This window comes from Pseudopedobacter beijingensis (assembly GCF_042678145.1).
In the GTDB taxonomy this organism is placed as follows: Bacteria; Bacteroidota; Bacteroidia; order Sphingobacteriales; family Sphingobacteriaceae; genus Pseudopedobacter; species Pseudopedobacter beijingensis.
Window position 1 is genome coordinate 252,125 of sequence record NZ_JBHUDG010000051.1, and the last position, 23,449, is coordinate 275,573.

The 23,449-nt window shown below is 33.6% G+C and carries 18 protein-coding genes; 1 reads left to right on the plus strand and 17 read right to left on the minus strand.

Annotated elements, in window-relative coordinates:
* The first annotated feature begins 83 nt into the window (after positions 1 to 83).
* Positions 84 to 941, plus strand: a complete 858-nt coding sequence (locus ACFSAH_RS19720) for an AraC family transcriptional regulator (protein ID WP_379664428.1) — start codon at positions 84 to 86, stop codon at positions 939 to 941.
* A gap of 36 nt (positions 942 to 977) precedes the next feature.
* Here ACFSAH_RS19720 and ACFSAH_RS19725 read toward each other — a convergent pair whose 3' ends face one another.
* From ACFSAH_RS19725 to ACFSAH_RS19805, 17 genes are all read right to left on the minus strand, one after another.
* Entirely contained in the window at positions 978 to 3,452 is a 2,475-nt protein-coding gene (locus ACFSAH_RS19725; RefSeq protein WP_379664429.1) for a TonB-dependent receptor, read from the minus strand.
* A 183-nt stretch (positions 3,453 to 3,635) separates the two neighbouring features.
* Positions 3,636 to 5,012, minus strand: a complete 1,377-nt coding sequence (locus ACFSAH_RS19730; protein ID WP_379664430.1) for a putative oxidoreductase C-terminal domain-containing protein — start codon at positions 5,010 to 5,012, stop codon at positions 3,636 to 3,638.
* Positions 5,013 to 5,084: 72 nt separating this feature from the next.
* Positions 5,085 to 5,948, minus strand: a complete 864-nt coding sequence (locus tag ACFSAH_RS19735) for an alpha/beta hydrolase (protein ID WP_379664431.1) — start codon at positions 5,946 to 5,948, stop codon at positions 5,085 to 5,087.
* 109 nt (positions 5,949 to 6,057) lie between these two features.
* The gene (locus ACFSAH_RS19740; protein WP_379664432.1) at positions 6,058 to 7,374 is read right to left on the minus strand and encodes a sugar MFS transporter; all 1,317 of its coding nucleotides are present in this window, start codon (positions 7,372 to 7,374) and stop codon (positions 6,058 to 6,060) included.
* Positions 7,375 to 7,390: 16 nt separating this feature from the next.
* The gene (locus ACFSAH_RS19745; protein ID WP_379664433.1) at positions 7,391 to 8,746 is read right to left on the minus strand and encodes a Gfo/Idh/MocA family protein; all 1,356 of its coding nucleotides are present in this window, start codon (positions 8,744 to 8,746) and stop codon (positions 7,391 to 7,393) included.
* An 8-nt stretch (positions 8,747 to 8,754) separates the two neighbouring features.
* Positions 8,755 to 9,762, minus strand: a complete 1,008-nt coding sequence (locus tag ACFSAH_RS19750) for a Gfo/Idh/MocA family protein (RefSeq protein ID WP_379664434.1) — start codon at positions 9,760 to 9,762, stop codon at positions 8,755 to 8,757.
* 123 nt (positions 9,763 to 9,885) lie between these two features.
* Positions 9,886 to 11,091, minus strand: coding sequence for a Gfo/Idh/MocA family protein (locus ACFSAH_RS19755; protein ID WP_379664435.1), 1,206 nt, complete (start codon positions 11,089 to 11,091; stop codon positions 9,886 to 9,888).
* 72 nt (positions 11,092 to 11,163) lie between these two features.
* Complete coding sequence (locus ACFSAH_RS19760; protein ID WP_379664436.1) at positions 11,164 to 11,766, minus strand: carbohydrate-binding family 9-like protein; 603 nt, start codon at positions 11,764 to 11,766, stop codon at positions 11,164 to 11,166.
* Between the two features lie 21 nt (positions 11,767 to 11,787).
* The gene (locus ACFSAH_RS19765) at positions 11,788 to 12,846 is read right to left on the minus strand and encodes a LacI family DNA-binding transcriptional regulator (protein WP_379664437.1); all 1,059 of its coding nucleotides are present in this window, start codon (positions 12,844 to 12,846) and stop codon (positions 11,788 to 11,790) included.
* Positions 12,847 to 13,113: 267 nt separating this feature from the next.
* On the minus strand, positions 13,114 to 14,175 hold the full coding sequence (locus tag ACFSAH_RS19770; RefSeq protein ID WP_379664438.1) for a LacI family DNA-binding transcriptional regulator: 1,062 nt from the start codon (positions 14,173 to 14,175) through the stop codon (positions 13,114 to 13,116).
* Positions 14,176 to 14,260: 85 nt separating this feature from the next.
* The gene (locus ACFSAH_RS19775) at positions 14,261 to 15,019 is read right to left on the minus strand and encodes a glucosamine-6-phosphate deaminase (RefSeq protein ID WP_379664439.1); all 759 of its coding nucleotides are present in this window, start codon (positions 15,017 to 15,019) and stop codon (positions 14,261 to 14,263) included.
* Positions 14,985 to 16,199, minus strand: coding sequence for an N-acetylglucosamine-6-phosphate deacetylase (nagA, locus tag ACFSAH_RS19780; RefSeq protein WP_379664440.1), 1,215 nt, complete (start codon positions 16,197 to 16,199; stop codon positions 14,985 to 14,987). Before nagA ends, ACFSAH_RS19775 begins: the two co-directional genes overlap by 35 nt.
* A 231-nt stretch (positions 16,200 to 16,430) precedes the next feature.
* Positions 16,431 to 17,573, minus strand: coding sequence for an alpha/beta hydrolase family protein (locus ACFSAH_RS19785; RefSeq protein ID WP_379664441.1), 1,143 nt, complete (start codon positions 17,571 to 17,573; stop codon positions 16,431 to 16,433).
* 29 nt (positions 17,574 to 17,602) lie between these two features.
* Positions 17,603 to 19,933, minus strand: coding sequence for a hypothetical protein (locus ACFSAH_RS19790; protein ID WP_379664442.1), 2,331 nt, complete (start codon positions 19,931 to 19,933; stop codon positions 17,603 to 17,605).
* A gap of 9 nt (positions 19,934 to 19,942) precedes the next feature.
* Complete coding sequence (locus ACFSAH_RS19795; RefSeq protein ID WP_379664443.1) at positions 19,943 to 21,334, minus strand: polysaccharide lyase 6 family protein; 1,392 nt, start codon at positions 21,332 to 21,334, stop codon at positions 19,943 to 19,945.
* A gap of 10 nt (positions 21,335 to 21,344) precedes the next feature.
* Positions 21,345 to 22,433 carry a dihydrodipicolinate synthase family protein gene (locus tag ACFSAH_RS19800; protein ID WP_379664444.1) on the minus strand — a complete coding sequence of 363 codons (1,089 nt, stop codon included), beginning with the start codon at positions 22,431 to 22,433 and terminating at the stop codon, positions 21,345 to 21,347.
* Positions 22,433 to 23,449 (minus strand): NAD-dependent epimerase/dehydratase family protein, encoded by a 1,017-nt coding sequence (locus ACFSAH_RS19805; RefSeq protein ID WP_379664445.1) that lies wholly within the window; start codon positions 23,447 to 23,449, stop codon positions 22,433 to 22,435. Before ACFSAH_RS19805 ends, ACFSAH_RS19800 begins: the two co-directional genes overlap by 1 nt.

Consider the following 23,449-nt stretch of genomic DNA (forward strand, 5'->3'; position numbering starts at 1 on the left):
GGTAAATACACATATAATAACATATTATGATACTATATTAACCTATTTTAACTTATATTTAGCAAATACAAGATACTTTAATAATGAAACCACAGTTACAAAAAATACCACTTCCTGTAGATCAATCTTTTAGTATCAAAACTGATATATCTAAAAAGTTCTATAGTCAGTGGCATTATCATCCTGAAATGGAACTGGTTTGGATAATTGAGGGAAATGGAACTGCTTTAATTGGAGATAGTATTATTAATATTGGAAATGATATTCTTTTGATGGTAGGTTCTGATTTACCTCATCTTTTCAGAAGTGATGATGACGGCAGTAAATATGAATCGGCAATTACTGAAACGATTACTGTGCATTTCACCACAGAGATACTATCTTCTTTTCTAGCTTTACCAGAGAACAAGAATATCCTTTCTTTAATTGAAAAATCGAAACTAGGTTTAAAAATTAATGGCGAAACCAAGAGAATCGTGACTAATTATCTTAAACACCTTAGTTACATGCAAAACACACAGCGTTTAATAAGCTTATTACAAATACTGAACACACTGGCAGAGAGTGACGAACATCATCCTATATCGGGCAACACATTAAAAGTTTTCACCAATAAACAGGATGAAAACAGATTAAACAGAATTTACCATTATACACTTAATAATTTTCATCGAGAAATTACATTAAAGGATATTTCTGATATTATACACCTGACTCCACATGCCTTTTGTAGATATTTTAAATCGCGAACTAAGAAAAAATATTCTCAATTTTTACTGGAAGTACGTGTTAGTCACGCCTGTAAATTGCTAAAAGAAACTGATTTTAGTATTGGCGTTATTTCTTTTGAAAGCGGTTTCATGAACTTATCTAACTTCAATCGTCATTTTAAACAGATCACCGGAAAAACACCACTACAATACAAAAAACATCGCTATTAAAATAAACACACAATCTTATAACTCTTCAATAAAAAATTATTTTTTCTTGCTTTTGGTACTTGGTAGTTTTTCAGCTCCTTCTTGTTGAGACTCCAATACTTTTCCTACATCTTCCTTAGCTTTCTGTTTCTTGGTGTTCATAAAACGGTAACCTATGGTAAAACTATAATTTGTGGAGTTATACAGCACATTCCGTTCCTGATGGTAACTTCCTCCTGTATTGGTTAAAACATCCACTATCTCGTTCAGGTTTCGGTTTTTAAAAGGATCAAATGCTGCTACTCTTGCATTCAATCTGTTTTTGAGGAAAGTTTTTCGCAACCCAAAACTGGTCGTTACTGAACTCGAGTTTTTACCTTGTGCCAGTGCATTAGAATAATAATTCAGCTGCCCTTCTAGCATAATCGAATGTGGCAATTGCCCTGTTATACTCATGTTACCTCTGTGACTATATCCTTGCGTAGGCCTTTGAAGCGCAGATTTTGATTCGTAAGCACGATAGCTTACAGTATATCCTCCTGTTAAAGTAATTGATTTGGCTAATCTATAATTACCAAATAGGCTAAATGTAAGCGCTTTATTTGAACCCAAATTCTCATAAGTTATACTATCTGGAGATATCCGAAATCTTTCTATGATTTTATCTGTTGTTGTATAGTTTAGTCTGGGAGTGAAAGACCACTTTGCACCAGCTGTACCAAAACTCAACTGAAACTGATTGGTGTATGATGGTCTTAAATTAGGATTTCCAAAGCTTACGTTTGATTGGTTTGTATCATCTATTAATGGGTTAAGCGCATTCTCGCGAGGCCTGGTGACCCTCATACTATAACTCAACCCAAAATTATATTTCTTTTTATAGGTCTTATTAATAGATATGTTAGGAAAAAGATTGTGATATGGTCTTGTATCTAAACCTTGTATAGATGTATCGTAAAAGTTGAGGTCTGTAAACTCGGAGCGTACTCCTCCTCTAAATGTCCACCTGGATTTTGTACGCAATCTGTAACTGGCATAAAAAGCGTAAATATTTTCATCATAATCAAACTTACTTGTCAGCCTCGAAATTGTATCTACGGCATTCACATAATCATACCCGGTTACATACTGATCGTTACTATTTGAACCTAACGTGATTTGAGTTCCTAAAGAAAGTGTGGCAAACTTGCTGAGATTTTTGACATAGTCTGCATTAAAATTAAAACGACCTGTCTTTATATCGTTAGACCTGTACTGACTATTCTCATTATTTTTGACTCCATTTTTATTATAATATAATCTTGACAGATCTCTATCCCTGAAAATACCATTATCAAAATAAGTAAATCCCGCAGAAATACTTTCACCTTTTCTTCTTTTAAATTTCAGCGTGTAATCTGCGTTAACGGTAAAAGCATTGTTTTTATTGGCATTATATATATCTTGATTAATAGTCTGAGTAGGACTATTAGCGGCATTAAACCTAAAATCGTCCATAAAACTTTCACCTCCTAAGTCACTTAAATTATAATTTACAGATGCTCTTAGATTCTGTAATGGAGTTATATCCCAATTAACAGATGCTCTGGCATTATGTCCATCTGTTAAGCTTTTAGAATTGGACAATTGATTCATATAAGAAGAAACTGCCGAAGCGGCATTGTAATTTATCCTATTTAAATCAACATCTGTTATATTTCTATTATGCTTAAAACCATAGCTTCCATTTACAGTCAACTTTTTATCGCTATAAGCAGCATAAGCCGTTCCATTATAAGTTCCTTGAGTAGTGGTTGTAAATGCAAGCCCACTGGTTACCCCTAAAGTATAACCTTTTTTAAGAACTATATTGATAATACCATCTCCATCTGCAGAATATCTGGCTTCTGGATTGGTAATCACTTCTATCTTTTGTATAGCTTCTGATGGAAGTACATTAAGCAAATCTGTTAATGTTTCTGATGTATAATCCGATGGTTTTCCATCTATAAAAACTCTTGTATTGACTTTTCCTGCAATGGTTGGTTTTCCATCCGGATCTACAGTTACCATAGGTACAGATCTCAACAAATCGGTAGCGGTGGCCCCTTGTGCATAAATACTCTGGTCTACATTAAAAGTTATGGTATCTGCACCAAACTCTATCATAGGTTTTGATGCTGTAACTACAACCTCATCTAATACGGTAAGAGTTATAGGAGTTAATTTCACATCTATCTTTACATCATTATTATCGGTATTCAAAACAATCTCATCTATTGTTTTTGCCTGATAGCCCATAAATGATATTTTCAATTTGTAGATACCATAAGGTAATTCTCCAAACGAAAATTTGCCATCCAAATCAGTCATGAAGTTTTTTATTGCCACTTCACTATCTGTTTTATAAACACTTACCCCCGCAAAATCTATGGATTCTCCTGTGGTTTCATCTTTTACATTACCATTTATATTACCTACCTCTTTATTGCTCTGAGCAACAAGGATAGAAGTTTTTAGTAAAATGAAAAACAAAATGATACAAACTCTCATCAGTAAAAATAAGCGGGAATATACAACGTTTATTTGATTTTTTTTATGTACACAATTACCTAAAGACTAAACTATATTATCTTTTAGAGGCTATATAACTTTTTTCAATATAAAATAACAGTAAAGAGTATAGTCATTACGGATATCCCATAACGACTATACTCCTTTAAAATACTTTTCTTTTTATTTAGCACCTTTTTTCGCCAATTCAAGCGCTGAAGTTGTTGTATAATATTTAGCAATCATATTAGGCACTTCCCATTCCGGAAGTTTTCCTTCTTTAAGATAGGCTAAATATTTTCTGGCAACTTCTGCAAAATGTGCCTCATGACCTACTTTATAACTTTCAGGAATAATAACTTCGTAGCCATTTGTCACTTCTTTCAACTCTATTCCCGGATATTTCTTTTGTAATTTCACAAAGCCATCAAAAAGAGCTCTTTTATAGTCTAAATCATTATGCTGTTTTGGCTCTATGTACAATACTGGCTTAAAACCTTGCTCTTTTCCTTGTTTTATTTTCAAACTGGCTTTGGTTCCCTTTATTTCAGAGAAATGCGTATCTCCTGTTCCTTCAGGTGCCTGATAGTTCCATATCACAGAGACCTTAGCAGTAACTCCTTTAATGGTATAATTCATTTCTCCATTAGAATACACACTTAATACGCTATCTTTTAAATCTTTCTTTAAAAAATCCGGATAGGTATCTTTGTTGGTAGACTTTTTAAACTGCGACGGAGTAATTAATGTTGCCCACCGCTTAGCGTCGTTCATATTTATATCTTTATGATAATCTAAAATCTGATCTGGAAAGCATGTCCACTGTATAAGATCCACTAAATGTGTGGTTACATCTACCAAACCATCGCCCAATTGGTTTACATCGTAGTACCAACTTGGACGAATCAATGGTGAACCAGAAACATTCTTAAAAAAATGATGTATACTTTCTTTTACGATAGCGGGATTCTCTGGGGTACCTTTTTCCAACTCTCCAAAAACATTCCCCATCATAAATAGTTCTTTCTGCAAGGTATTGGTTATTTCGTATCTCTCGGTCATAATATCGTACAACAGCACATTGTTCTTCTTCGCTTCTTCAAATGCTTTTTGTAATAACGAGAAACCATTAGCATCAATTGCCATAGGCTTATCTGCTAACACATTAAATCCAGCTTTAACCGATTGTTCTATATAACTGGTTTTCTCTTTGTTATTTCCTGCTAAAACCACCAAATTTCCTTTTTTTTCTGACAACATCTTTTCCAAAAAGTCAGACCCTTTATATACGTTTTCTTTCCATTGGGTAGGATCCTCTTCTCTGGTATTATACTTCTCTACCAGTTTCAGATGTGCCTCAAGCTCTTCTCCTTCCGGCGCATATACATAAACTTCTGGACTTACACCTTCGTACATAGATTTCTGCACCAAAGCGGCATGGAAATGCCCTGGATTTAGGGTAATAAGTTTTACCTCTTGTTCTTTTTTGGAGTTTGAACAGTTAGACATAGTAAATATCATTATTATTAAACCTGCTATTAACGAATTATTTTTTTTCATTTTCTAATCTATTGATCTATGAAATAATGTGATTTTTATTGATACCCTCTTCACTCAACACCTCCTTATTAATTATTTTTTATATGCTTTTTTTAAAAAGCTAAGAATTTCGTCTACCTTATTATTAGTAATATAAGTATAAGCGGCATGCCCTACTCCTTCCATGATTACCAACTTTGAAGATTTATTACCATTATTTTCCAAAAACTTATGCAATGAATATGCATAATCTACAGAAATCAAAGCATCTTTATCTCCATGAAATGTTAGGACTGGTATTTTAGTATTTATAATTTGCTCATTATTTTCTAAACCTCCCCATAAATTAACAATAGCCAAAATCTCTGGGTCTTTAGATTTCTTACACAAACCCGTATATAGTGCCGTCATCGCCCCGGCAGATCCCCCAGAAACAATTACTTTTTTTAGGTTAAAATTATATTTAGAGGCATTATCTTTAATCCATTTTAAGGCCAAAGTCGCATCTTCTGAAGCTACCTCTATAGCATGGTGCAGACCTGAATGAAATTTACCGGATGCTGGCAATCCTTTAGACATATTTGCACTACAGCTTGCTCCTTTTATCTTATTTAGTTTCAAATAGAGAAGATAGTTTATAGATAGTACAGCCACTCCATTTAACGCTAATTTATTACAAAATATCGCCGTTTGGTCTTTATCTCCTCCAGAAAAACCTCCCCCGTGAATAAACATATAGACAGGTAGTTTTTCTGTTTCAGATACATTGGTTGGTAAATATAAATCTAATAATCTATCACAAGATATATCATTACGACTTGAATCTGTTTTTGCGGCATAACGAATATCTTTCAAAACATTAACAATCGGATCTTTTTCTACAGTTTGTTGCCCTACTCCTATTTTCACAATAGACATGACCAACATACAACATATATATATTTTTATTTTTGGCATGATTTTAATTTTTACTAATGAATACTAATTTAAAGCGTAGAGATAACAACAAGAAATGAGATGCGAGCATCTCATTTACAAACAAAAAACGTAAAATCTACTTAAATTTTCAAAACGTCCATTTTCTAATCCTGAAACCATACACAGCATAATATACAAGATATAGATAGCAGGGGAATAACACCCAATAAGCCTCTCTTAAACCATATTCGTCTGCAAAATGCCCATATACTAATGGCATAATAGCATTTCCACAAAGCCCCATAATCATGATCGAGGAACCCAATTTAGTAAATCGCCCCAATCCATCCAATGCTACAGGCCATATACCAGCCCAAACTAATGAATTTGCCAACCCTAACATGACTACAAACCAAATAGATACATCTGCTGTATGCCCAAATAAAGTTATGTTTCCACTAGCAAAAACTATCAATAAACTCAATATAGCCCCTAGTATAGTACAAAACCTTAAGGCATTTACTTGACTAATAAAACGTGGTATAGTAATAATACCTATCAAATACCCTGTTATTGTAAGTGCTAAAGTATAAGACGGAAAAACTTTTGCTTCTATTAAAGTAATACCCATCGATCCTGCATAACCTATTACCGTATCTATTGCCAATATCTGTGTGCCAACATGAACAAAAATGGCTACTGCACCCAATATTAAATGTGGAAACTGAAAAATACTGGTTTTTCCTGAATTAGCTTCTGCAACTTCTTCACTCTCATTCTCTGTATCAATCTCAGGAAGAGGTGAATATTTTATAAATAGTCCCAAACCAATAAGCACTAGCGATACTACTGAATAAGGAATCATAACTCTTCTTATGAGTTCATCAAGTACCGTTGCTCTTTCCGCATCCTCCATTAATGGTATTTGCTTAAACAGCTCTGCATCACTTGCCTTCAGAACTGCCGCTGCAAAGAGTAAAGGAGCAAGAATACCTGCAAACTTGTTACAGATTCCCATGATACTAATCCGCTGTGCAGCACTTTCCTGTGGACCTAATACGGTAATATATGGATTGGAAGCTGTCTGTAAAATAGCTAAACCAGAACCTAAAGTAAACAACCCTAATAAAAATATTTCATAGGTTCTAAACCAAGCTGCTGGCACAAATAATGCGGCACCTACAGACATAACAAAGAATGCCGTCATCATCCCTTTCTTAAAACCTACTGCTTTCAGAAGATAAGATGATGGAACTGACATCACCAAGTAAGAAATATAAAAGGCAAATGCTACCAAATAAGACTGAAAGTTTGTCAACTCACAAGCTATTTTGAAAAATGGTATCAGAATAGCATTTATCCACGATACAAATCCAATAATAAAGAAAACCAAACCTATCAATAATATAGATATAGTGGTATCTCGCTTAGTTAGCTGGTCTGATGTTATTTTTTTGTCGCTCATTTCTATCTGCTATATATTAAATCGTAGGCTCCCAACCTTTTTGGTACTCTCTACTCCATAATTTTTTAGCGGATGAACTATTCAAGATTCTTCCAGTTTTAGGATCAATATCTAGCGATTCTCCCACCCTCTGTGAAATATTACCTAATTGCACCAATAAAGTACTCTTATGTCCGCTCACTATATCTGCATTTAATTTTCCCCCTTTTTTTATAGCGTCAAAGAAATTCTGGATATGGATAGCATCTAAAGCTTGAGATGGATTTGTTAAACTTCTAACATCTACCTGAACCTCATTTTTAACTTCTTTTATCAATTTCCCTTTTAAATCGTATATTTTATAACCATTATCTCCCTCAATCTGAAGAGATCCATTTTCAGCATAAAATATTACTCCAACACTAGCTCCTTCTATAGGTCGTCCATTACAACTTCTACCCTCCCAAGTAATAGAACATTTATCAGCAAACTCCATATTGATAATTTGAGTATCTGGTGTTTCCCAATCATCTTTATAATGATATCTTCCACCGTTAGAACTTACTTTTGTAGGATAGTCTACCTGTAATCCCCAACGTGCTATATCCACCATGTGAGTTCCATTATTAAGAGCTTCTCCTGTTCCCCAATGCCAAAACCAATGCCAGTTATAATGGATTAAATTATCTTTAAAGTCTTTCCTTGGTGCAGGACCTTGCCATAAATCAAAATTCAACCAAGACGGCACTTCTACTTTCTTTCCTATACCAATAGATTTTCTACTATTGGTATACCATGTTTTAGCAAAATATGGACGGCCTATCACTCCCGAATGAAGCTCCTTGATACCAGCTACAACATTAGGCCATGATCTTCGCTGATTCCCCATCTGTATAATATTTTTATACTTCTCTACAGCTTTAATCAACAACTCTCCTTCATTAGGATTGTGACCACAAGGTTTTTCTAAATAAACACTTTTCCCTGCTTTAGATGCTAGAATTGCCGCAGGAGCATGCCAATGGTCTGGCGTAGCCACTACTAATGCATCTAAGTTTTTATCTTCTAAAGCCTTTCTAAAATCCCCTTGTGCTTGTGGTTTTCTACCTTGAATTTCAGAAACTTTAGAAATACATTTATCTGCAGCTCTAGAGTCTACATCACACACATATATTACTTCACAATTTTTTTGTGCTGCAAAATTAGTAGCTAACGCTAAACCTCTAGCGTTTACCCCCATAGAAGCTACTCTAACTTTATCATTAGCCCCTAATATACTAGCATAGCTTTTCGCACTAAAACCTGGTAAAATCCCTCCAACTCCGATAGCAGCAGCACCAGTTACTGCATTTTTTATAAATTTTCTTCTGGCATTCTCATTCATGTTGCTCATATCTTAAGTTATTTATTTACAATTGAACTAATTAAAACTGGTTTCCCTCCATTTTTTTTGCTTTCATCCGCAGCTTCTATAAATGCACAAATCTCCAATGTCTCCTGCGAATTAAATGGAACAACTCCTGTTTCAAAAAATTTTATAATTTCTAAAAGCAAAGGATTGTATCCCGTAAATTTCCCAAATTTCTGAACCGATTTTTCTCCTATAACAGTTCCTCCAAAATCTTTCTTCCCATCTCTAATCCCTCTAAAAGTCCCTATTCTTCCGTCATTCCATGTACCTACCACTAAATCACTACCTTCTGTAAATACACGAGTCACACTCTTACACCCCGTTCCCATTGCCGCAAATAACATTTCTATACCATGTATCCCATACCAAAACATATCCGGATGTGTCGGCTCTAATAATGCTGGACTATAAGTATCCGCACCAATTACTTTTCCTATCGCACCACTATTCACTTCACTCATTCCTTCAATATATCTTAATGATGATGATGAAAAGAATGGAGTATTATATTTTTGTGAAGCTTCGAATATTTTTTTTGCATCAGCATAAGATGCTGTAATAGGCTTATCTATGAATACTCTCTTTTTTGCTTTTAACACTGGTAGAGCTTGTTCTAAATGAATACGTCCATCATTAGTTTCCAAAAGCACCACATCTACTTTTTTCAGTAGCTCGTCTATTGAATTAACAATTTCAACTCCTTGTTTTTTCACATCTTCGGTAAAACCAGGAATACGATCAACGCTTATTTTAATATCATTACTCCCTTTGGGATAAGCTGCGACTACTTTGTATCCTAAATACTCGCTCTTACCTGAGTTTAATTCTTTTGTAAATGCTACGGAATGAGAGGTATCAAGTCCTATAATACCTACTCTTTTTCCCTTAATTTGATTAGCAAACAGGTTATTACTAATTAAGCTTGGAGCTGCTACAAAGGCCCCTGCAATAGTCGCAGATCTTATAAATTTACGCCTATTAAATTTGTCTATGTTCATAGCGATTGCTTTTGGTTTTTAATTTTAGGTTTTTAATAATGGCAAAATCATTCATGTTTCGATCAAAACTCAATGATCAATAATAAGCTAAGCTGTTAAATTACTTATACTAAAAAACGTTTATCAGTATTTATTTTTATCCCAATGTTGCATCACACCACTTTCAACAGCCTGATTCCCCATATGAACAGCAATAGCAACATCTTTACCTGTATTCACATTAGACACAGGTTTTTGGTTATTTTTAATACAATCTGCAAAAGCCATTAACGAATAAGCTGTAGGATCCAAATTTAAACCGTCTATACTTTTGTAAACAATCTCTTTTCCTTCCCCTGGCTTTATACTTTCAACAGTTGCCCCAGTTACTCCATCTACCACTCCCAAAGTTTTCGTTTTAGGTTCTGGATAGAGAAAGGCTTTTTCTCTTCTGATATCAATAGTAGCCTTAGATCCTAATATCCTCATAGCATAGCTATTGTATTCATTGGATAAAACAGATGTAACACTAGACTTTACACCATTATCATATTCATATATTGTACGTACATTATCATAAGTTTCTCTACCATCTTTCCAATAATTCACATCTCCTAAACCTATAACTTTATTAGGATGACCATCTACCATCCAATTAACAATATCTATTTGATGAGCGCACAACTCTGCTAAAACTCCACCTGAATATTCTTTATACATTCTCCAATTGACAATTCTATCTTCTTGCCCTGGTTTAAGTGGTCTTCGCCAGTCCGAATTCCTATTATACTGACTTTCAAAATGTGTTATTTGTCCTAACCACCCTTGATCTATGATTTCTTTTATTTTGTAATACATTTGAAAATACCGATACTGATGTCCAACCTGCAATACTAAATTTGTAGACTTCACTTTATTTACCAAGGCTACTGCTTCAGAAATACTATAAGTCATGGTCTTCTCTACATACACATGTTTCTTTGCATCCAAAGAGTCCACACACATCTGATAATGAAGATATAAAGGTGTTGCTATTATAACTCCATCGATTTTTTTATCTTGTAATAATTCATGGTAATTCTCATAATATTTAGCATCCTTTATTGCATATTTCTTAACTGCGTGAAGAGCATCTTTTGATACATCACAAAATGCTACTATTTCTACATTATCTAACTTACTTACAATAGAACTTATCCCTCCTCCTCTTTGCCCACATCCAATAAGCCCTAACCGAATTTTTTCAGATCTTCCAAATACAATATTAGGCACACCCGTAAGCGATAATACGCCTAACGCCGTTGTCCCACCTGATATAAATTTCCTTCTTGTTATATTAGTTTTACTCATTTAGATAAAATTGGTTCGTGTACGTTACCGAAAATAAGCAAGATTTACCGTTAATCAAAATATTTTTTAATTTTATTTGTTAAAAGTTAGTTTTTTAAAAAACTCAGGTCTATGAAAATCGGGATTTTCTGTATTTATAGTATTCCAACAGAGGTAATGCGGGTTGTCTAAATCATCTCCACATTTATAAAAATTGGCGAAAATTTCATATTGGCTTAGTTCTTTTTGTTTATTATTTATAAATATAAAATCTGGAATTTTTATATCTAAAACCCATTCTATATATAATTGGCCATTGACTGACTTCGGCAACATTGAAACTTCTCTTTCAATTTGTTCTATTAATTTAAGAGGCAACTCTTCCCTTCCGTGTCGTCCGTTACCATAGGCTACTTTAGTATTCCCCAAAACATTGAACTCGAGGTTATAATAATTAGTATCATTATCAAACCTCACAAAAAACTCTACACAATTATCCTTATGGACGGTACCGTTTGTTTCTCTATATCTTGCTCTTATTTGTTTTTCCTTAACAAAAAACTTTAAATGTAAAAATCCTTCGTCATATAAAACCAAAACTTTGGCTTCACAATCCGTATGGTATTCTGACCAGGGTTGATTATTTATAGTATAATATTGAGAATACAATATATTTTCAGTATTTATTTTTTCCAATATTCTTTATATTCTGACAAACTAATTCCTATAAAATTGGTAATTCTCTTTAGTTATTATATCTATTGGCATATGATATATTTTTTCCACCTCTGCATTATAAACAAAATGCTGGTAAAGGGCCATAACCCCTCTATACCCCTGCTCAATAGGTTTTTGACAGATTAGAAAATCTATTGTTTCTTTTTTCAAAAACTCAATATTCTCTTTCAGGAAGTCAAACCCTATCAATTTCACATTATCAATTTGATTTTCATCAAAAAACTTAGCCACAGAAGACACTCTTGAATTTGTCACAAAAACCAACTCTATTTTATTATTAGAAAAGGCTTTAGTCAATTCTTCACTAACGGCTTTATAATTCGTATCCCGAATATCTAATTTTATAATAATGTTTTCTTTTTGATGCTTTTCAAAATATTCTTTAAACCCTTGTTCTTTTCTTAAAAGGTGATGATGATTATCAATTTCCTTTGAAATATTAACAATTAGAATTTTCTCCTCTTTGCCTATTAAATACCCACACAAATGTGCGGCTAATGCTCCAGAATGATATAAATCCGGACCTATATAGCATAAATTAGATATATCTGGCAAATCAGAGTTAATGAAAACGCATGGAGTTTTCGCTTTCATACACTCTTTCACAAAGTCTATTGATTCTTCAATAAACATAGGTGCTAACAAAATACCATGATACTTATTGTTTAGTATTTTCTTAGATTCTTTCAAGAAAGATTTCTTATCATTTTGATCGAAAAAATACTTTTCTATTTCTATTCCGTAAGTAGTTATTTCAGTTTCAGCTTGATTAATTCCCTCTAATGGGGCTGCCCAATAATCGGTTTCTTCCGAAACCGAGGGAATAAAAACCGCAAACTTCAATATTTCTTTAGACGCAAGGCGTCTTGCTAAAATATTTGGTTTATAATTTAACTCTTCTATAATAGCAATAATCTTTTCTTTGGTCTTTGGGGAAACCCCAACTCTATTATGCAATACTCTATCTACAGTTGCTATAGAAACATTTGCTCTTCTGGCAATCTCTTTTACTCCAACTAATTCTTTCTCTTTCTTCATCAAAAATTCTTTAATATAAATCTATAAAGAAATATTAAATGTAAATTATAAAACTATAATATATTAACAAAACAAGGTCCCACAACATATATAACTATATAAAAAGAATCTTGTCATCCCGATCGAAGTCTAGGAATATGTCTCTTCAGCACTTAGGAGGAAGACTTCCCCCTTCCAATACTCCTCGAAATAGCTACATTTTTATATTGATAAGGCTCTATATCTAAATGCTAAACTACGATACTTTTTTGATGATAAATATAATATCTAATTGCTATAAAACTTATAATTTTTCTTTGTAATAATATCTATTGGCATATAATGCACTTTTTTAACACGATTTTTCAACACACAATGCTGATAAAGTGTCATTATCCCTCGGTACCCTTGTTCTATAGGTTTTTGGCAAATCAAGAAGTCTATAGTTCCTTTTTTGAGATATTTAATGTTTTTTGCAAGAAACTCAAACCCTATTAATCTAACATTATCAATTTCGTATTCCTCAAAAAATTTGGCTACATAAAAAACTCTCGAATTAGGAACAAACACAAGATTTACTCTCTCAGAGTTAAATATTTTCCTAAGTTCTTTACTTATAGCTTTATAATTAGTCTCTTTTATATCAAGCTTTAAAATCGCATTCGACTTTTTACTCTCATAAAAGTAATCTTTAAAACCTTCTTCTTTTCTTAAAAAATGTCTATGATTATCTATTTCTGAGATATTAACAATCAGAATTCGGTCTTCCTCTTCTATCAAATATCCACATAAATGCGCAGCCAATCCCCCCGCATGATAAAGGTCTGGGCCTATATAACAGAGACTTGGAGTATCTGGCAAATCAGAGTTAATAAAAACAACTGGTATAGATCTTCTTGTACATTCGGATACAAATTCTGCTGACTCTTTGGCAAACATTGGAGCTAATAAAATACCATGATACTTCTTATCAAGAATTTTCCTCGATTCTATTAAAAAGGACTGAGTGTCATTCTGATCAAAAAAATATTTGTCTATTTCTATTCCATAACTTACTATTTCTGATTGAGCTTGAGTAATACCTTCCAATGGAGCTTCCCAATAATCTGTTTCTTTAGAAACAGAAGGTATTAAAACCGCAAACATTAAAGTCTCTTTAGAAGCTAATCTTCTTGCTAAAATATTTGGTTTATAATTAAGCTCCTCTATAATTGCATTAATCTTTGCCTTCGTTTTCTCCGAAACACCTTTTCGATTATTTATGACTCTATCAACAGTAGCGATTGCAACATTTGCCCTTCTAGCTATCTCCTTTACTCCTACTAACTCCTTTTCTTCTTTTTTCTTCATCAAGAATATATTAACATTAACAAAGAACCATTAAAAGCAAATTACAAAAATTAAAATGAATTAATAAATTTACACTTTAAAAACACTAACTCATAAGGGAATAACTATCGTCATCAACAAATAACATTGCATTCTTATGATTTCTCAATATAGTCGATGGGTATTCTTGTTTTATCTCTGATGTTAATGTCAATTTTATTGCATTAGCTTTCGTTTTTCCTGGAACCATACAAAATATCTTTTCTCCTTTAAAGAGAGCAGGAACAGTTAAAGTAAGGGCATACTTTGGTACAGAATCAATTACCTTAAAACAACCATCATTCACTTGTTGCGTACGACAAGCATCATCCAAATCAACCACCTTCACTAACTTAGAATCGTTAAAATCAGCAACATGAGGATCATTAAATGCTATATGTGTATTTTCACCTATCCCCATACAAACAATATGAGGAGGAAATTGTTTTAATAAATTCTCATAACGAACACATTCGTCTTCTATATTTTCAGCCTGCCCATTAATATAATTAACAGTTTTAAACTTAACTTTAGAGAAAATTTTATCTTTTAAAAAATTACCGAATCCCTGGGGGGCATCCTCTGGTAATCCAACATATTCGTCCATATGGAAAGCATTTATTCTTTCCCAGTTAATATCCTTTTGTACTATTTTTTCAAAAAAATCATTCTGAGAAGGTGCAGCAGCAAAAATCATATTGATATAGCTTTCCGTTTTTAACAATTCTGTTATTTCTTTCGCTACAAGAGAAGCTGCATCTTCTCCTAATTCCGTTCTATTTTCAAATACTCTAATTTTCAACAAATCTTTCTGCAAATTCTTCATGTCTATATATTGATTTTCCTTTTATAATAGTTTGTAAAATTTTTATATTCCTGTCAAATAATACAATATCAGCATCTTTACCGATAGAGATGCTTCCCTTTTTATCATCAACATTCAATATTCTTGCAGGTGTTGCCGTTATCATTTGAATAGTTTCTAATAATCCTATACCCGCATCGAAATGCATTGTTCTTACCAACCTATCTGCCGTAGCTACACTGCCTGCGAAAGCACTTCTATCTGGTAACTTAGCCACTCCATCTTCTATAATAACCTTAACTCCATTTTTTAAATCACCAAGAATACTTTCACCTTCTCCCATTCCTGCACCACGCATAGCGTCCGTAATCAAAGCAACTCTGGAAGGACCTTTAATCTTATAAATTAGTTTTAATAATGGTGGTGGTAAGTGAATCCCATCTGCAATTATTTCTAAATCCAATTCATCTATCAGATAACCACTTTCTACTACTCCCGCATAGCGATATGCATTTCTCCTTGTGACTCCAGACATAGCTGAATAAAAATGTGTCAACAAAGTATACCCATTCTCAAAAGCTTCCTGAACGTCTTCATAAATAGCATCTGTATGTGCTATTGCTGGCAAAACACCTACAGATTTCAAATATCTGGCAAACTCCATCGCTCCGTCTAATTCTGGTGCAGCACTCCATCTTTTGATAAGATGAGCCCACCTCAATATCTCCTTATATTCATCAGGATCTGGGGCTCTGATATATCTTGGATCCTGAGCTCCTCTTTGCTGCATTGAGAAATAAGGACCTTCTATATGCATACCTAAAAACTGAGCACCAGAATGATTATTCTCATTTGCTTTTTCATAAAAATGTAGGGTCTTAATCAAATCTTCTTTCAGACTTGTTAATGTTGTTGGACACATCGCTGTTGTTCCATATTGTGCATGCAGGTTTGCTATACTAAGAAAAGCTTCTTCAGAATGATCCATAAAATCATATCCTCCTCCTCCATGGACATGCAAGTCAATAAAGCCAGGCGATACATAATTACCTTTAGCATCTATTATTTCTGCATCATTCACATCTATATCAAACCTATTGATTTCTATAATCTTTCCGTCTTCTATGAGGATACACCCTCCTTCTATCAATTTATACGGTGTAATAATATTTCCGTTAATTATTTTTAGCTTATTTTTCATTTAGGCATTTTTAATATAAAATGTGTACGTACACGAAATTAAATATTTTTTTTAATCTTTCAAAATCAATTAATATAATTACCATAATTATCTAGAATAAAATCAATTATTTATCACCAATAAGCCTACTTATTAACAATAACTGAAAAAACAAGAGCATATTAACTTTAAAACAACAGCAAAAATCACATGTATTATCTTTTTCGCCGACTTCACCCAAGATCATTTTTATCATTTTAAAAAGTACTCAAAAAAGTCATAGGCAATACTATTAGAATAATTATTAGGTTCATGCAAAACCCTATTTTGCATAGCTACTCTATTTTCTACTCCTAACAACTTATTTATTTTCGTCACATGATTGAGCGCTGTCCAACGTACTGGTTGATCTGAAGCTCCTCCTGAAACTAAAAATGGGCGTGGTGCCATTAATGCCATAATTTCGTGTAAATCGTGGTTTTCTTTTAACAATCTAGGATAAAGACCTTTAGCACCTTCTATATTTCCTTTTTTACGCCAAACATTTTCCCATGGGGTTGGATAATATCCCAAATACCATGGCTCCCAATAGTTAACTAAACTACCTTTATCTTCGTCAAAAACTACCCCAGGATCTGACCAAACTGCACATGCAAATTTATCAAACAAACAGGATCCAAACATGGCCCATTTTCCACCAAAAGAATGTCCCATTATTCCTATTCTTTTATTATCTACATAAGGTAAATCAGACAATAAATACCAAGAGTTTGCTGCTGCATAAGCTAACATAGATAAGGGCTGCACTTTTGCATTTTGTATCGAGGGATAATAAAGAGAATAAGTACGGTCTTGAGAAGCTTTAGTTGTACCTATAGATAATGCGACAAAGCCTCTTTTAACCAGTTGTAATGCAAAATCCCTATTGGGTTTCCCCTCCCCTATAGCAGTCTTAGGTTCATAAAAAGTAGTCACAACTGCAGGGTATTTCTTTTTATTTAATTTGGGAACTAAAAGATAGGCTTCTGTTTCTTCTGTTGGAGTCCATTTAAAACTAATCCTATATTTTGTATATCCCTCTTTTTGCTCAGTGTCCAGTATTTTCATCTTTTGCTTTTGAATAAGATTTGGCCACTTTCCCATCATATCATTCCATTTCGTATAAATTTCATTTCTACGTTTCCGCCAATCATTTTTAGTTAATACAGTGTCGCCATTATAAAATTTCAAAAGAGATTTATAATTACCATATTGACCCGAAAACTCAGAAGGAACAGAAAAATAAGGGCTTATTTTTCCCCACAACTCTTCTTTACTGTTAGAATTTCCTTGTGAATATGCTACAAAAGAAATAGCAGAAATCATCAAAAAAATAATACAAATTTTATTTTTCATAATATATGAACTATTAATATGTTATTAGATTAATTTTCTAAATCAGAATGTGATTTTAACATGGATATAAATTTAGGATTCAGGCTACTACCCTTAGATTTCAAAAAGTTTAATATATCTTTTCCTAAGATAGTGTTTGAATGATTAAATTTCAACTTTTCATTTATTTTAATAAAATCATAGTTATCTAGTAAAGACGGTTCAAACTTGCCTGCTACTTTAGGAGCATGAATAGTACAGTTGAAAAAAACGGTTGCTAATGTTGTATCTAACTCTAAATCTATTTCTTGTTTGGAAGTAATTTCAGGTAAAATTTTGCTTTCTAACAAATAAAGCTCCCCTTTCATTATTCCTAATTTTTTACTTTTAAAGGCTGATAGACTGGAATTTCTAATTATCACCTTTGCTGGTAAACCAGAGATATCCATTTTTATGGACGCACAGTTTACTATTTCTATTTGGAGAAATAGGGAATTAGCATCTTTTACATCCTTACTACCGTCTTTAACTAAGATATGATTATTTTTTTCTTCGGATTTTAATCCGGAAAGGTCTTCTAAATCAACATTATCAATCAGCATTTTACTATTAGGCTTCAGTTCTATACCATCATAGCTGCCTTTTGTATTAACAAAGTAACCTTTAGGGTTATAAAGTGTAACTATACGAACGCCTCTGTTTTCACCATGTACGATAATATTTTTGAACTGAACATTTTTAGGAAATACAATTCTCTCTCCGTGTTTCATCTCAGAAAAACCGCTGAGACTCATTAAATAAAGCGGGCCTTTGGATTTATTATTGTTACAGTCAATCACCAGATTTTCTATTGAAACCGATCTGCCAAATACAATAGGATATTTATAATCGAAATTTGCCGGATTAAAGTCCAGTACATTATTATAAGAACCTTCTGCCGGAATAAATTTACAATTGGATATCCTGATATCTCCATCCCATTTAGATCCAAAATCTCTTCTAAAATTTATAAACGAGCGATTTTCACAGGTTGTATTCTGAACAATAAGATCTCCTCCTCCTGTAATGGAAATACCCCTGTAACCAATTTTTGAATTTAATATTGATAAATTCCAACAATGAAAATGAACATCTACTCTGTTTAAATGACAACCATCTATTTTAAAGTTCTTGTTCATGTTAGTACCAAAAACGCCCCAATGTACAGCACTACCTTCTGCGGTAATATTCCTAAATGTTGCATTAAGCATTCTTCCTCCAGATATACCATAAGTACCTGCAGGAACATCATTTGCCGTTCCTTCCCGATCTTGCTCGTATGGAATAAGACGAATGTTTTCTAACTTAACTTCATAAACTTTGCTGAAATTATAAAAACCGGTTCTCGCATTGGGTGCAGTATCTTTCTTACCAGCTTCCAGCCTTACTACCTGATTGCTGATTAACGTTCTTGACCGCACAATGCCAAAACCATTTTTTGTGTATCCTTTTCCCTGACTGTCTCCCGAAAGGTAAAAACAGCCTCCGTTAACAGTCAAATAAGTATCGTCTACAGGAATTATTTCAATAGAAGAAAAGTCTTTAAAGGTATAAGCCACTTCTCCTAAAACTTTTCCGTGTTCTTCTATATATACAAATTCCTGTTTAGCCCAGGATTGGCCTGTGAATCTAGCTCCTGACCGGAATCCAACCTTATCATTGGTATCCTCTATATATATTAAATGGCCCGAAAAAGGAGAAAACTCCTCCACAACGTTTACGCCCGGTTTAAATCTGTTTATAATATTAGCTTTTTCCTGTGTTGAGAAAGTTTTTTTTACTTTTTGCTTTTGACTTGCTATTACAAATTTGTTTGCTTTTGGTGTATTAAATTGTTCATCTATATGAAAAATGGTGTTTCCCCACTCCACATTATTAAGAATTTGTATAGAGTTGGTCTCTTTTAGCCAAAACTCTCCTGTATAGTTAAATACAGGAATATTTTGCCCATTTGCATATTGGTGTGCTTTCTTTATCTCAATTCCGTCATCATGTGTTCCATCAGAGATTGTACCGAACATCTTATAATTAACTGAAGATACATTAATCAATAAAGCAAACAAACCATTTTGAAGCGCTATACCTGCCTGATACTGATCTTGCCTATCGGAAATAATATATTCAGCATGTCCACCATCGTTAGCCTGATGATATCCCAAAGTTTTAACAATATCACCTTCTTTAAGTTTCTTTTCGGAAATCAAAGAGTTTACATTAGAAAAGAACTTTATTGTACCAACTGCTATATCCCTTTTTTTTGAAGCATAAGATGAATGTGCTATACCTCCTGCTGTTAGGACTGTTACCCCTATGGTTTTTAATATATTTCTTCTGGTGGGCATAAATTAAGTTTAATTGATTATAACTAAATAAGGTTTAATACGGTACCAGGATGGACCTACATTCTTTGCTTTTAATAATTTTCCGTAAAATCCATCTTGCAGCCTGCTTCCAAAATAATTTTCTTTGGCACCTTCCAAAATATGAGGTTTAACAGATGAAGGAGCTTTGATATAGGCTAAACCCTTTTTACTTTGCAAATGTAAATTCTCTTTTATAAATCCTTTAGCACTTTCGGTTGATGAACTGGAAACCAGATTTTTAATAATTTCAAATTTATATTTAGGTTCTATTATTTTCAATGCTTTTTCATTGCTATATATCAAATTATTAGCAATTGTTGTATTTATCGGAACAACAAAAGATTTTTCATCTTTTCCTACACCTATATAAAATGGAATACCACAATTAATAAATGTATTTGAGAAAACAGCGCAATCTCTCACCTGATCGTAACCATGTAACGGAGGATTTTCCCATGCATTTCTGAATGACACAGGTGCGTAGAAATCGGTTCCAATTATACCCGAAAAATAATTATCAAAAATCCGATGTCCTTCACCTGTAACTCTAATCCCTCCTACTCCATTTTTTTTATTTCCTATAAATACATTTCCGGCTACGGTAGCTCTTTTCCCGTGTCTTAAAGAAATAGTGCCATTACTTTCATAGAAAAGATTATTTCTGATAATGTTATCACAAGATTTATTAGATATAATTTCTATTTCTCCATTACAATTTTTAAAAATGTTTTCTTCTATCGTAATGTGTGATGAGAACATCGATGTATTCCAGTTTCCTGCCCTGATACTCTCTCCGCCATTCATTCCTAATTCTGGTCTATGGTCAAAGAAATTGTGATCTATTCTATTATAACCTGGCTTTTTTTCTGCTTCGGCAACAATAGTGCATCCCTTATTGGTTTTTCCTTTAAAATAACAATGATCTATTCGATTATTTACACCATACATGGTTACCCATGCAAAAAAAGTGTCTTTGCTTAATGAATTTTCGCCTGTTTCGAGAAACACATTATTGGTAAAACGGCAATTTTCTGCTGCTTTGCTGATAAAAACAATACTTCCTTTAGGGATATTTGTATCCCTAAATTTCAAATTTTCTACAGTAAGGTATTTTCCTTCTATCAAAAGTGTTGATCCTTTAGATATAACGGTACTTCCATTTCTTTCTCCAGAAAAAACTATATTTTTTTCTTTTGTTCCCAGACCTTTCATCATAAGCTTTTGGTCTGTCCACACACCTGACTTTAAAATTACTTTATCTCCGGGCAACAGAGTTAACACCTCTAATTCAGAGGCGTTTTTTATTTTATATTCTTTGGCTTGTATATTAATAACTGTAATTACTAAACACATCATCAGGGAAACTGAGCACCACTTCATATTTTTGTAATTAATAGCTATTTATAATAGGAGACATCTGCTTCTCTTTATGCAAAAATTGTTTCACAAACTCGTCATCGTTAAGATGAGGGTAATTCTCATAAACTCTATCGATCTCCTCCATTTGCCCTTCAGATAATTCTTCTTTGGAGTTAAGACACCACCGCCCCTCCAAAAGACCTTGTCTACGCAAAACTTCATGTATTCCAGGAATACAACCGTGAAAATCATGAGCCGGATCAAATAAAGCTGCGTTTACATCTGTAACCTGTACACCTAAACTTAATAGCGCATCTGCTTCTTCTATTGTCTTATTTTTCCTATACTTCTTAATACGCTCCATAAGCTGTACCACATTATTTGTCCAAACAGCCCAATGTCCTAATAAACCTCCCCTAAAGCCTACAGATTGCATTTCTCCTTTTACCGGAAAGCTATATTCTGTTAGAAGGTCTGCTATGATATTATCATCATTTCCTGTATACATGGATATTTTCTCTCTTCTGGAAGAATTAGCTACTGCCCTCATTACATCCAGTGTTTGATATCTGTTAAACGAGGCACATTTAATTGCTTCTACATTATCAATCTCAACAAATTTACTCCAAAAATCAAAGCTGAATATTCTACCCCCTACAGAAGGTTGCAGATAAAAACCAAATACAGGGATAATTTTCGCTACAGCTTTTACTCTGTCTAATATTTGTTCTTCCGTCCATCCCTGCAAACCTCCCATACTTAACAATCCAATATCATATCCCAACTCAACAGCTATATTTGCCTCTGCAACAGCCTGATCTGTAGGGCCACAAATACCTGCTATTTTCAGAAAGGGTCTTTCCAGTTTAGCACTATCAATCTCCTCTGATGCCCATTTTAGAACTGTACGAAAAAGATTAATATCCGGATCCCGAATTTCAAACTGAGTCGAATGCACACCTACAGCTACCCCCCCTGCTCCTGACTCTATATAATACCGTGTCAACTGTCTTTGACGAAACTCATCAATTGTTCTATCGGCTGTTAATGCCAATGGATGTGCTGGCAATACTGTTCCTTCATCCAATAACTGCTTAAGCTCTTCACTTAACCGTTTCATTAAAATTTCCCTCCTCTTTCTTGAAAATGTGTTGCTTTACCAAACTCTTCGCCTCCCTGAGTTAACCAGATAGCTGTGATATCTATAATTTCTTTTATGGTAACCTGCGGATAACCAAATAGTTTATGACATTCTGCCGCATTATTTAATAATGCCGATCCTTCTGCCTCATATTGATAAACGGGTTGTTTACCAAATTTTCTGCCAAATTCTTCTGCCACCCATTTTGTAGATAGTGTCTCTGGTCCAGTTACGTTTAAAATCTTAGCCGGGCTTGCACAATGTAATAAAGATCTTATAGCTATTTCGTTAGCATCTCCTTGCCAAATAACGTTTACATTCTCGGTCCTTAAGTCAATCGGTTTTCCTGATAATACGGATTTTGCGATTTCCATAATTACACCATACCTAAAATCTACAGCATAGTTTAAACGGTATATAAGTAATGGCGTATTATTTTTCTTAGAGAAATACTCAAATATGCGCTCTCTTCCTAAACAGGATTGTGCATATTCTCCTATAGGTTCTAGTGTGGTTTCTTCACTTACTCCTCCCGAAGTTACTGGTACGAAAGGAAGTACATTCCCTGACGAAAATGCTACAATATTTGAGTTTTTAAACTTTTCGGATACTCTACCAGGTAAGTATGTATTCATTGCCCAGGTAAAACCTTCGTTGCCTACTGTCCCAAATTTATGCCCCGCCAGATAAATAACATTTTTAACTTCTGGAAGCTTAAAAAGCTCTTCATCGTTTAACAAATCACAGGCTATAGTTTCTATTCCGGCGTCTTCTAGTTCTTTTCTTGCTTTTTCATCACTAAACCTTGAAACACCTATAACACGTTTGCTAATACCTGCCTCCTTTATTGCCCGCGCAGCTAACTTCCCCATACTTGGCCCCATCTTTCCCCCAACACCAAGTAGCATAATATCACCATCTATACTCTTTATATCTTCTATAAGTTTGGTACTTGGTCTGGTCAGTTTTTGTTCTAAAGCTATCAAATCTTCCAT

What these genes read in the sequence shown, in the direction of transcription:
- ACFSAH_RS19720 (WP_379664428.1), top strand. Translation starts at nt 84, where the DNA reads ATGAAACCACAGTTACAAAAAATACCACTTCCTGTAGATCAATCTTTT.
- ACFSAH_RS19725 (WP_379664429.1), bottom strand. Translation starts at nt 3,452, where the DNA reads ATGAGAGTTTGTATCATTTTGTTTTTCATTTTACTAAAAACTTCTATC.
- ACFSAH_RS19730 (WP_379664430.1), bottom strand. Translation starts at nt 5,012, where the DNA reads ATGAAAAAAAATAATTCGTTAATAGCAGGTTTAATAATAATGATATTT.
- ACFSAH_RS19735 (WP_379664431.1), bottom strand. Translation starts at nt 5,948, where the DNA reads ATGCCAAAAATAAAAATATATATATGTTGTATGTTGGTCATGTCTATT.
- ACFSAH_RS19740 (WP_379664432.1), bottom strand. Translation starts at nt 7,374, where the DNA reads ATGAGCGACAAAAAAATAACATCAGACCAGCTAACTAAGCGAGATACC.
- ACFSAH_RS19745 (WP_379664433.1), bottom strand. Translation starts at nt 8,746, where the DNA reads ATGAGCAACATGAATGAGAATGCCAGAAGAAAATTTATAAAAAATGCA.
- ACFSAH_RS19750 (WP_379664434.1), bottom strand. Translation starts at nt 9,762, where the DNA reads ATGAACATAGACAAATTTAATAGGCGTAAATTTATAAGATCTGCGACT.
- ACFSAH_RS19755 (WP_379664435.1), bottom strand. Translation starts at nt 11,091, where the DNA reads ATGAGTAAAACTAATATAACAAGAAGGAAATTTATATCAGGTGGGACA.
- ACFSAH_RS19765 (WP_379664437.1), bottom strand. Translation starts at nt 12,846, where the DNA reads ATGAAGAAAGAGAAAGAATTAGTTGGAGTAAAAGAGATTGCCAGAAGA.
- ACFSAH_RS19770 (WP_379664438.1), bottom strand. Translation starts at nt 14,175, where the DNA reads ATGAAGAAAAAAGAAGAAAAGGAGTTAGTAGGAGTAAAGGAGATAGCT.
- ACFSAH_RS19775 (WP_379664439.1), bottom strand. Translation starts at nt 15,019, where the DNA reads ATGAAGAATTTGCAGAAAGATTTGTTGAAAATTAGAGTATTTGAAAAT.
- nagA (WP_379664440.1), bottom strand. Translation starts at nt 16,199, where the DNA reads ATGAAAAATAAGCTAAAAATAATTAACGGAAATATTATTACACCGTAT.
- ACFSAH_RS19785 (WP_379664441.1), bottom strand. Translation starts at nt 17,573, where the DNA reads ATGAAAAATAAAATTTGTATTATTTTTTTGATGATTTCTGCTATTTCT.
- ACFSAH_RS19790 (WP_379664442.1), bottom strand. Translation starts at nt 19,933, where the DNA reads ATGCCCACCAGAAGAAATATATTAAAAACCATAGGGGTAACAGTCCTA.
- ACFSAH_RS19795 (WP_379664443.1), bottom strand. Translation starts at nt 21,334, where the DNA reads ATGAAGTGGTGCTCAGTTTCCCTGATGATGTGTTTAGTAATTACAGTT.
- ACFSAH_RS19800 (WP_379664444.1), bottom strand. Translation starts at nt 22,433, where the DNA reads ATGAAACGGTTAAGTGAAGAGCTTAAGCAGTTATTGGATGAAGGAACA.
- ACFSAH_RS19805 (WP_379664445.1), bottom strand. Translation starts at nt 23,449, where the DNA reads ATGGAAGATTTGATAGCTTTAGAACAAAAACTGACCAGACCAAGTACC.